Here is a 10,912-nt window from a genome sequence, read left to right on the forward strand (position 1 = left end):
AATTAATTACATTTCAGTCGGAATCTGGCTTTCATCCATATAAAAAATCTCCCAATGATGTCCGTCCAAATCAAAAAAATCTCTTTGGTACATCCAGCCATAATCTTTAGCTTCATTGTGTAGTTTACCGCCAGCCTGAATAACCGCTGTAATAATTTCATCAACCTTGTCTCTGCTTTCAACAGAAATAGCGGCAATCATTTCTGTACTTGTAGCTGCATCGCAAATTTGTTTTGGAGTAAATGTTTTAAAAAAATCTTCTAACAAAAGCATTGCAAATATATTTTCACCAATTATCAGGCAAGTTCCTTTTTCATTTGTGAATTTTGAATCAAACGAAAATCCTAATTGCTTAAAAAATGACATCGACTTATTTAAATCTTTCACAGGAAGATTTAAGAAAATTTTTGTTCCCATATTTATAAAATTACAAATTATCTGACACAAATTTAGAATATTAGAATAGGCTTTTCGATACAATAAAAGTCAACTTTAGGGTCATTTAAGACAAAATAATTACATTTGTGTAAATCATAAATTAAAGATTATGAGCAAAAAAACAGCTTTAATTGTACCGCATGACTATAAATTATTAAGTATAGCAGCCATTTTGGAAGTTTTTGAAACCGCCAATAAACTAACAAAAGGAACTGAAAAACCTTTTGAAATTATGATATTTCAATCGGCAGAACAGATCGAACAAAAACATTTATTTGGCTATGAGGTTAATTCGATTGAAACTTCGGATATAAATCTGGAGCTTATTTTGATTCCCGCTTTTACTACAGATAACATGAGTGAAATGATTGCGAAGAATAAAAAATTTATTCCGTGGTTGCAAAAACAACATCAATCCGGAGCTGAACTCGCCAGTTTCTGCACAGGTGCCTTTTTGTTTGCGGCATCTGGTTTATTAAACGAAAAACTAGCTACCACACATGTTGATGCCTGCAGTGCTTTTACAAAAGCTTTTCCTTTGGTAAAATTAAAGTCAGAAGAAACCTTAACGGCAGACGGAAGTTTATACACCAGTGGAGGATCAACCTCATCATTTCATTTACTCATTCTTTTGGTTCAGAAATATTGCGGAAACGAAATTGCGGTTCAGATTGCTAAAATATTTTCGATTGATTTAAACCGATACAAACAAAGTTACTTTAGTACTTTCAGACCGAATCATTTACACAATGATACTTTGGTTGCGATGTTACAGCAAAAAATTGAAAATCAATATCACAGCATTGAAAAACTGGAAGAAATCACAAAAGATATTCCGACAAGTGCCAGAAACATGACACGAAGATTTAAACAAGTTACCGGAATTCCGCCAATTGAATATTTACAAAATATAAGAGTAGAAAGTTCTAAGAAATATTTGGAACAAACACAGCTTTCAATTTCTGAAATTATTGAAAAAACAGGCTATAACGATCCGAAAGCTTTCAGAAAGGTATTTTATAAAATGGTTGGCATGAAGCCTGTTGAATATAGAGAGAAATTTAGAGTGCAATAAAAAAGTCCCGATTTAGAATATCGGGACTTTTTGGTTTTTATTATTAATGGATCTTACTTTCGATATTTATTTCGTAAAAACTTAATGAGCAAATACAATACATATACAATGATTATTAAACCAATAATATTTATGATTTGCCAAAGAAGTATATGTCCCTCAGAATCTTCAATAGCTTCATTCATAATGCAATAGTTTTAATAGTTATATGATAAAGATACAAAAACCGTATCAATAAAAATTACAACGAAGAGCCGTCTGATTTTATAATCCACATTAGAACATTTTTGTTCTGTTTTAAAATCTTATCTATTTCTGTCATACTTTCATTAGAAACCGCCGGACATCCCCAACCTTCAGGAGTTCCTTCCGGATAAACTTCATCGTTTGAAACGGCTTCCCAGGAATGTAAAACGATTGCTCGGTTTACAGCATTTGAATTTGTTTTTTCTTTTCCCCGTAAGAGGTAATTCACTTTAATTCCCCATTGACTTACGCCTCGATCTGAAATGACATATTTACCAATTGAAGAACAATGCGAATCTAATTCATTACTTACTGGCACATCTTCTTTTGAAGAAGTTCTTCCCCATTGGTTATCACCGCAACCATGACTTACCATATAGGAATTTAAGACTTTATTCTTTTTAAAATCAAAAACAAAAAATCTTTTTAAGCCAGAATGCAATCCTAAATCAATCAAAATAAATTTGTCCTGATTCAGATTATTGCTTTTACAATATTGCTTTGCTTCCTTAAAATACTCACTATAATCAAGCGCTTTAATTTCACTGCGTGGTTTCTCACTTGAAATACTTTCCGTTTTATATTTCGTTTTTGAAATACTCGTTTGCTGAACATCCCTGCCCTTATTACAAGAGAACAAAAGAATCCAAATTAACCCAAAGATTATTTTTTTCATGCCTACAATTTACATAAAAATAGAAACGAAAACCAGATTCAAAATGATATAAAAAAACCTGTCCAAATAAATGAACAGGTCTTAAATATTATAAAGTCAATTGCTAATTAAGAAGCGATTTCCATTCTTTTCAATAAGTTTTTACTCAAAGTATGTCTTGCATAATCTTCGTCGATTGTCAGGACTTTATCATCTGAACTGGGCAATTCATACATGGCGTCAGTTAAAATTGCTTCACACAACGAACGCAATCCACGAGCACCTAATTTGTATTCAAGAGCTTTGTCAACAATAAAATCTAATGCTTCATCTGTGATTGTAAACTCAACATCATCCATTAAGAATAATTTTTGATATTGTTTTATCAATGCATTTTTAGGTTGAGTCAAAATCGCACGCAAAGTTTCTTTATCTAAAGGATCCATATGTGTCAATACTGGCAAACGACCAATAATCTCCGGAATCAAACCAAAATCTTTAATATCCTTTGGAATAATATATTGCAATAAATTGTCTTTGTCAATATTATCTACATTTTTAGAAGTAGAATATCCAACTGCCTGACGGTTTAAACGTTTTGAAATAATACGTTCAACTCCATCAAAAGCACCACCGGCAATAAACAAGATATTTTGAGTATTTACCTCAACAAACTTTTGGTCCGGATGTTTACGTCCTCCTTTTGGTGGCACGTTAACAACAGTTCCTTCTAATAGTTTTAATAAAGCTTGTTGCACACCTTCACCAGAAACGTCACGAGTTATAGATGGATTATCGCTCTTACGGGCAATTTTATCAATTTCATCAATAAATACAATTCCTCTTTCTGCTTTGGTCACATCGTAATCAGCGGCTTGTAATAGACGTGTCAAAATACTTTCGACATCTTCTCCTACATAACCAGCTTCTGTTAATACAGTTGCATCAACAATAGCCAAAGGAACGTCTAACATTTTTGCGATAGTTTTTGCTACCAATGTTTTTCCTGTTCCGGTTTGACCTACCATAATGATGTTACTTTTTTCAATCTCTACTTCATCGTCTAATTGCTGTTGCATTAAACGTTTGTAGTGATTGTAAACCGCAACCGACATTACTTTTTTTGTCTGATCCTGACCAATAACATATTGATCCAGGAAAGCTCTAATTTCTTTTGGTTTCTTTAAAATTAAGTCACCAACTAATTTCGCACTTCCGCTTGATTTTAATTCTTCTAATACAATTCCGTGTGCCTGTTCAATACACTTATCACAGATATGTGCATTAATACCTGCAATCAATAAATTAGTTTCTGGCTTTTTTCTTCCACAAAACGAACATTCTAATACTACTTTAGCCATTCTCTTTTAGTTACTAAGCGGCAAAGTTACTAAGTTTTTAAGATTTATCACTAAAACCTCAAAAACTTAGCAACCTATTAACTTATTTTTTTGTTTCAAGTTTTATTTTGTTTCAGGTTTGCTTCGCCAGTTCGGCTTGCAGCCTCGGGTCAAGTTAACCATAGCAACTTGAAACCTGAAACCTGAAACTTGAAACTTTTTATTAGCTTCTTCTCAACACTTCATCAATCATTCCGTATTCTTTTGCTTCGTCAGCTTTCATCCAGTAATCGCGTTCACTGTCTTTGTGTACTCTTTCAAAAGTTTGTCCTGAATGTTGAGAAATGATGTTGTATAATTCATCTTTCAATTTCAACATTTCACGTAAGTTGATTTCCATATCAGTTGCAACACCTTGTGCTCCTCCTGATGGCTGATGAATCATTACTCTTGAATGTGGCAAAGCCGAACGTTTTCCTGCAGCTCCTGCACATAATAATACAGCTCCCATAGAGGCCGCCATTCCTGTACAAATTGTAGCTACATCTGGTTTGATGTACTGCATGGTGTCGTAAATTCCTAATCCTGCATAAACGCTTCCTCCAGGAGAATTTAGATAAATTTGAATATCTTTTGATGCATCAGCACTTTCTAAAAATAATAACTGAGCCTGAACGATATTCGCGATTTGGTCGTCGATACCGGTTCCTAAAAAGATAATTCTGTCCATCATTAATCTTGAAAAAACATCTAATTGAGAAACATTCAACTGACGCTCTTCAATAATGTATGGAGTCATGTTTGTTGGGTTCATCGCTGCTACGATTTTATCGTAATACATTGCGTTTACTCCCTGGTGCTTTGTAGCAAATTTTTTGAATTCTTTACCGTAGTTCATATTTAAAGTGTTCTAAGTTTTACGTTATATCTGTATATTCTTCCATCAAAGGTTATACCTCTTTATAAAGGATGTCAATTTGTCTTATTTCTAGCCCAGATAGTAGTGAAAAGCTTTTTGAAATGACAACTATTTTTTGTTGATAAAAAAAGCGACCAGCGGAAGCTCTTTTTTTACCTTACAAAAAAAGGCAGGCATGAAAAAACTTGTAACGGATAGCTGGATTAGCTCCTGAAAAGTAATCAAAAATAAATTAAAACAAAAGAGCGTCAAGAAAAATCTCTTGACGCTCCAATATACTTGTTTTTTCAGAAACTATTCTCCGTAAGACGCAGCGATAAATTCTTCGTAAGTTACTTCTTTAGTTGTTGGATTTGCTTTTTCTTTGAACACTTCCAATAATTTTTCAGCAACAACCTGCTCAGATAATCTTTTTACCTCTTCCTGGTTAGATAAAACTCTGGCAACAATTCCCTGAACTTCTTCGTCAGTTGGATTTGTTTGACCAAATTGAGCCATTTGTTGTCTGATAGCATTTGTTGTAAAAGCTTTCAAATCTTCAAATGTAATTTGGATATTACTTTGAGCCATTGCTTTTCCTTCGATTAATTGAAAACGTAAACCTTTTTCAGATCTTGCGTATTCAACTTCAGCTTCTTCTGCAGAAAGTTTTTTCTCTCCAACAGTTTGCAACCATTTTTTAAGAAACTCAGCTGGTAAATCAAATTTTGTACTTTCGATTAAGAAATCCTGAACGTCTAATAATAATTTTTGGTCAGCTTGTTGTGCGAATTGCGCTTCAGCATCCTCTTTAATTTTAGCTTTTAAATCTTCTAAAGAAGCTACTTTTCCTTCACCAAAAAGTTTATCAAATAAATCCTGGTTTAATTCAGCCAATTCAGCTCCATTGATAGCTTCGATAGTAAAGTTTACTTCGATATCTAAACCGTGAACATCATCATGACCTACTTTTAAGTAATCCATTAATTGGTGATCGTCTTCGAATAAACCTTTTGTACTTACTGTTACAACATCACCAACTTTTTTACCGATGAATTTATCACCTGCTTTTTTGTTGAATGTAGATACAGAAATTGTAGTTGTATTGTTGATACCTTTTTCTTCGTTAGAGAAAGTTCCCGTTAAATCTGAATCAGCTTCAACTTTATCTTGAGGAATTGCTTTTCCGAATTGTTTTTGGATACGCTCTACTTGTCCGTCGATTAATTTATCATCAGCAGTAACGATATATTTTACGATATTATTTTTTGCTTCTAAATCAATTTCGAAGTTAGGAACCAAACCAATTTCGTATTCGAAAGTTAGTTCTTCAGCATCCCAATCAAAGTTTTCGTTTTCTTTAGCAAGAGGAGTTCCTAAAAGATTTAATCTTTCAGATTGAATGAAACGCTCTAAAGCCAAATCAACTACTTTCTTAACTTCTTCCTGCTTAATTGCTTTTCCGTATTGTTTTTCAACAAGGTCTTTAGGAACTTGTCCTTTTCTAAAACCTTTAACGGTAGCCAATGGCATTTTTTCGTTTATTCTTTTTGCTACTTGACCTTTATAATCCATGTGAACAACTGTCATTACAATCGTTTCATTCACAGCGTCTATTGCTACTCTTTTAATATCCATCTTCTTCTTTAATTTACATAATAAAATTGGGTTGCAAAATTATAAAATTTTTGCAACCCAACCAAGTTTTTAATCTATTGTATTTGAAGTGGTTTTTAACCCGCTTATATTTCAATTTATTTATCGTCTCCTAATATTTTATAAGTAATAGATTGAAGGATTGACAAGATGATACTGAAGAACAAAGCTGTCCAGAATGTATCGACCGCAAAACCTCCTACTATATTAGTACACAGCAGGATAATAATAGCATTAATTACCAATAAAAACAATCCTAATGTAATGAATGTAACCGGCAATGTTAAGATTACCAAAATTGGTTTTATAAAAAGATTTAATAATCCCAGCACCACTGCAACGATTACAGCCGTGGCAAAACTGGCAACATGAACTCCTGGCAGAAAATTGGCAATTAGTAAAACCAATGCTGCGGTAACAAGAAGTCTAAGTATTAATTTCATAGTTTATGATTTAAAAGTTTGAATAAAAGTACTAAAATTTTTATCAAAAAATTACTCTTTCAAAAACTCAGTTGTCAACTCAAAAAACATTTTAGGATTTTCGGCATGAAGCCAATGCCCGGCATTTGGAATCGTTTCGAATTTAACATTTGGAAAATATTGACGAATCGAATCAAAATCAGCATCTAAAATATAACCCGATTCTCCTCCTCTAATAAACAAGGTTGGTTTATCAAAAACCAAATCATCTGCTAACGCTTTTCCGATGGCTTCGAGATTATTATTAAAAACTTCTAAATTGAATCTGAAAGCTAATTGTCCTGGCTCCTTCCAATATAAATTCTTCAACAGAAACTGACGCGTTCCAAAATCCGGAACGTATTGCGTTACAATTGCTTCGACATCATTTCGGCTGGGTTTAACTGAAAAATCAACTGCATTTAAACCTGCCAGAATATCCTGATGATGTTGTTTATAAAATCTCGGACCAATATCAGCTACAATTAATTTATCTACAATTTCAGGATGTGTGGTTGCAAAAAGCATCGCTACTTTTCCTCCCATCGAATGTCCTAAAATATCAATTCTAGTTAATTGATTTGCCTGACAATATTCGAAAACATCCTGCACCATCGCTTCATAACTCCATTCATCCGAATGAAAACTGCGACCATGATTTCTTAAATCTAAAATATGAACCTGAAATCCGGCTTCAACATATTGTCCTGCTAATGTTTTCCAGTTATCAGACATCCCAAGAAAACCGTGCATGATGATAAATGGCTTTCCTTCGCCTTCTATTTTTGAATAAAGCATATTATTTCAGTTTATTTAAATACATGTTCACAACATTATCCAAACCAAGATAAAGCGCTTCTGCAATCAATGCGTGTCCAATTGAAACTTCTAATAATCCAGGAATATTTTGTTTAAAAAACTGAATATTATCCAAACTTAAATCGTGACCGGCATTAATTCCTAAACCTAATTCATTCGCTAATTCCGCAGCTTCCACATAAGGATCAATTCCATTTTTATTTCCTAAATCATATTGATGCGCAAAAGCTTCGGTATACAATTCAATTCGGTCAGTCCCTGTTTTTTTTGCTCCTTCGATCATTTCCAAAACCGGATCAACAAAAATTGAAGTTCTGATTCCGTTGCGTTGAAATTCCTGAATAACTTCCGTTAAATAATCCTGATTTTTTATGGTGTCCCAACCTGCAGAAGAGGTAATTGCTCCAATCGCATCCGGAACTAATGTTACCTGAGTCGGTTTGCATTCTAAAACCAAATCAATAAAATTATGCTGTGGATTTCCTTCAATATTATATTCGGTATAAACAATAGGTTTTAAATCACGTGCATCCTGATAACGTATGTGACGCTCGTCCGGACGTGGATGAATCGTAATTCCTTGCCCTCCAAATTTCTGAATATCGGTAGCCACTTTTAATAAATCAGGGACATTTCCACCGCGTGCGTTTCTTAAGGTTGCAATTTTATTGATATTTACACTTAACTTTGTCATATAAATAGATAATTAATTCTAGTAACACTATATTTGTTACGACAAAAATACAAAGTAAAACGTAGCAGTTTTTGCTATTTTTTGATTATTTTGCATCAAATATCTCCAACTGATTTATGACAGAAATTACTAACTATATCACAAACGATTTTCGAGCGATTGATAGTCAGGAAACGATAGCCTCGGTTCAGGACTTTTTTGCCGATGTTAATTTTTCGCATTTTCCGGTTTTGGAAAATAGTATTTTCATTGGAAGTATTGCTTCTGATGATGTTGAAACTTTTGATACTGATAAAAAGGCGATTGACTACAAATACACTTTAGAACGTTTTTTTGCCAGAAAATCGATGATGTGGCTCGACGTTTTAGAAGTTTTTGCTAAAAACCATACCAATACGGTTCCGGTTATTGACGAAAATAACACCTATATAGGTTATTATGAAATGGAAGATATCATGAAATTTTTTCAGGAAACTCCATTTTTAAAAGAACAAGGCGGAATTATAATTGTTCAAAAAGGACTTTTGGATTATTCTATGGGTCAGGTCACTCAAATCGTAGAAAGCAATAATGGTAAAATCCTGGGCTGTTTTGTATCTGAAGCCGATTTAGAAAATGTTCAGATAACAGTAAAAATTGGTGTTGGCCCAATGAATGAAATTATTCAGACATTCAGGCGATACAATTATGAAATCATTTCAGAGCATCAGGAAGATGCTTATATTAATAGTTTAAAAGAACGTTCTGACTATTTGGACAAGTACCTGAACATATAAATTAGAAAATTAGATAATGTGTCAATTAGATAATTCTTTAACAGTTGACATGCTATCTGTTTTTTTTAATTGACACATTATCTAATTGACACATTATCTAATTAAAAAGAATGAAAGTAGCCATATACGGACAGTATTACCAAAACAGTACAGAACCTATTATTAAAGATATTTTTCAGTTTTTCAAGTCCAATAATGTAGAAATGGTAATTGAAGAAACTTTCCTGAAAATGCTTTATGAAAAAGAGCTGATAAAAAGAGAATACAAAACTTTTTCTGCCAGTACATCTTTGGACAGCAGTTTTGAAATGCTGATTAGTATTGGTGGCGACGGAACTATTTTGAGAGCGGCAACTTTAGTTCGTAATTCAGGTGTTCCAATCTTAGGAATCAACGCCGGAAGATTAGGCTTTTTGGCTACCGTTCAAAAAGAAAAAATTGACAGTTTTTTACAATTTGTAATCGACAAAAAATACACTACAACAGAAAGAACACTATTGAGTTTGACTTGTGAGCCACAAAATGACGCTATTGCAGAATTGAATTTTGCCATGAATGAAGTTACAGTGAGCCGAAAAGATACTACTTCGATGATTACTGTTGAAACTTATCTGAATAATGAATATCTAAATTCGTATTGGGCAGATGGCTTAATCATCTCAACACCAACGGGCTCTACCGGATATTCACTGAGTTGTGGCGGCCCGATATTAACACCTAATGTATCCAGTCTAGTAATTACACCAATTGCACCACACAACTTAACTGCAAGGCCGTTGGTAATACCTGATGATACCGAAATAAAACTTCGTGTTTCCGGAAGAGAAGATCAATATTTAATTTCGTTAGATTCAAGAATTTCATCTGTAAAAAACGAATCGGTTTTAACCATCAAAAAAACAGATTACAAAATAAAAATGGTCGAAATTCCAGGTGAAACTTTCTTAAAAACCCTGAGAAACAAATTGCTTTGGGGAGAAGATAAAAGAAATTAAGCTTTTTTCTGATTCCATGCTATACGATAATAGCACATTTTCCCGTTCTGCATGTAGTGAATCATCATTAAATGTCTCAAAATCATATCGTAAATTGAAAAAAAAGCACATTTAACTAAAGGAACGTTGATTCGTATCGATAATTATTATATTTGCACGCAATTTTGAATTAAATGAAGAAAATTTTTAATTTATTGTTATGTTTTTTCCCCTTTATCACACTAAATGCTCAAATAAATGAGATTGGTGTTTTTCTTGGCGGAAGCAACTTTGTAGGCGACGTAGGAAACACAACTTATATTGCTCCAGAAAAATTAGCTTTTGGTGTTTTGTATAAATGGAATAAAAGCCCTCGCCATGCGTATCGCTTCTCCTACACACAATCAACAATTGCAGGAAACGACAAAGACTCAGAAGAAACAGCAAGAAGCAACAGGGGTTACAGTTTTGAAAATACTGTAAAAGAGTTTTCTGCCGGATTAGAATTTAATTTCTTCGATTTTAACCTTCATGATTATCATACAAAAGTTACTCCTTATATATATTCAGGATTAAGTTACTTTTTATATGACGAATTGTACATCAGCGGAGGACAAACCCGAAAAGATAAAAATTCAAGTTCAATTGCTATTCCTATGACGTTAGGTATAAAATCAAACATCACTCCTCACTTTATTATTGGAGCCGAGGTTGGTGCCCGTTATACCTTTACTGATGATTTGGACGGAAGTAATCCGAGTAATGATAATTTAAAGTCGTTGCGTTTCGGAAATTTAAATAATAATGATTGGTATGTTTTCTCTGGTATTACTTTAACCTATACCTTTGGACAAAAACCGTGCTATTGCGCAGAATAATA

At 33.3% G+C, this 10,912-nt stretch carries 12 protein-coding genes; 4 read left to right on the forward strand and 8 right to left on the reverse strand.

Annotation, left to right across the window (positions count from 1 at the left end; all coding sequences use genetic code 11):
• Positions 1–6: 6 nt before the first annotated feature.
• The gene (locus AC6CH4_RS01620) at positions 7–417 is read right to left on the reverse strand and encodes a VOC family protein (protein ID WP_498099576.1); all 411 of its coding nucleotides are present in this window, start codon (positions 415–417) and stop codon (positions 7–9) included.
• 130 nt (positions 418–547) lie between these two features.
• On the opposite strand from AC6CH4_RS01620, the gene AC6CH4_RS01625 reads away from it, so the two are divergent.
• Entirely contained in the window at positions 548–1,513 is a 966-nt protein-coding gene (locus tag AC6CH4_RS01625; RefSeq protein WP_498099578.1) for a GlxA family transcriptional regulator, read from the forward strand.
• Between the two features lie 241 nt (positions 1,514–1,754).
• On the opposite strand, the gene AC6CH4_RS01630 is transcribed toward AC6CH4_RS01625, so the two are convergent.
• From AC6CH4_RS01630 to AC6CH4_RS01660, 7 genes are all read right to left on the reverse strand, one after another.
• On the reverse strand, positions 1,755–2,435 hold the full coding sequence (locus AC6CH4_RS01630) for a murein L,D-transpeptidase catalytic domain-containing protein (protein ID WP_498099580.1): 681 nt from the start codon (positions 2,433–2,435) through the stop codon (positions 1,755–1,757).
• A 107-nt stretch (positions 2,436–2,542) separates the two neighbouring features.
• Positions 2,543–3,775, reverse strand: coding sequence for an ATP-dependent Clp protease ATP-binding subunit ClpX (gene clpX / locus AC6CH4_RS01635; protein ID WP_498099582.1), 1,233 nt, complete (start codon positions 3,773–3,775; stop codon positions 2,543–2,545).
• Positions 3,776–3,977: 202 nt separating this feature from the next.
• Entirely contained in the window at positions 3,978–4,652 is a 675-nt protein-coding gene (clpP, locus tag AC6CH4_RS01640; RefSeq protein ID WP_074659746.1) for an ATP-dependent Clp endopeptidase proteolytic subunit ClpP, read from the reverse strand.
• A gap of 315 nt (positions 4,653–4,967) precedes the next feature.
• A complete protein-coding gene (locus AC6CH4_RS01645) occupies positions 4,968–6,290 on the reverse strand; it encodes a trigger factor (RefSeq protein WP_498099584.1) in 1,323 nt (440 codons plus the stop codon).
• 116 nt (positions 6,291–6,406) lie between these two features.
• Entirely contained in the window at positions 6,407–6,751 is a 345-nt protein-coding gene (locus tag AC6CH4_RS01650; RefSeq protein ID WP_072975434.1) for a phage holin family protein, read from the reverse strand.
• A gap of 51 nt (positions 6,752–6,802) precedes the next feature.
• A complete protein-coding gene (locus AC6CH4_RS01655) occupies positions 6,803–7,567 on the reverse strand; it encodes an alpha/beta fold hydrolase (RefSeq protein ID WP_498099586.1) in 765 nt (254 codons plus the stop codon).
• A gap of 1 nt (position 7,568) precedes the next feature.
• Positions 7,569–8,282 (reverse strand): pyridoxine 5'-phosphate synthase, encoded by a 714-nt coding sequence (locus AC6CH4_RS01660; protein WP_498099588.1) that lies wholly within the window; start codon positions 8,280–8,282, stop codon positions 7,569–7,571.
• Between the two features lie 116 nt (positions 8,283–8,398).
• On the opposite strand from AC6CH4_RS01660, the gene AC6CH4_RS01665 reads away from it, so the two are divergent.
• The 3 genes from AC6CH4_RS01665 (at position 8,399) to porG (ending at position 10,910) form a co-directional block, all read left to right on the forward strand.
• The gene (locus AC6CH4_RS01665; protein WP_498099590.1) at positions 8,399–9,058 is read left to right on the forward strand and encodes a CBS domain-containing protein; all 660 of its coding nucleotides are present in this window, start codon (positions 8,399–8,401) and stop codon (positions 9,056–9,058) included.
• Positions 9,059–9,168: 110 nt separating this feature from the next.
• Positions 9,169–10,053: an NAD kinase gene (locus AC6CH4_RS01670; RefSeq protein ID WP_498099592.1), complete on the forward strand. Its 885-nt coding sequence runs from the start codon at positions 9,169–9,171 to the stop codon at positions 10,051–10,053.
• Positions 10,054–10,226: 173 nt separating this feature from the next.
• Entirely contained in the window at positions 10,227–10,910 is a 684-nt protein-coding gene (gene porG / locus AC6CH4_RS01675) for a type IX secretion system protein PorG (RefSeq protein WP_498099594.1), read from the forward strand.
• The last annotated feature ends 2 nt before the right edge of the window (positions 10,911–10,912 follow it).

Source organism: Flavobacterium sp. GQ95 (assembly GCF_059758655.1).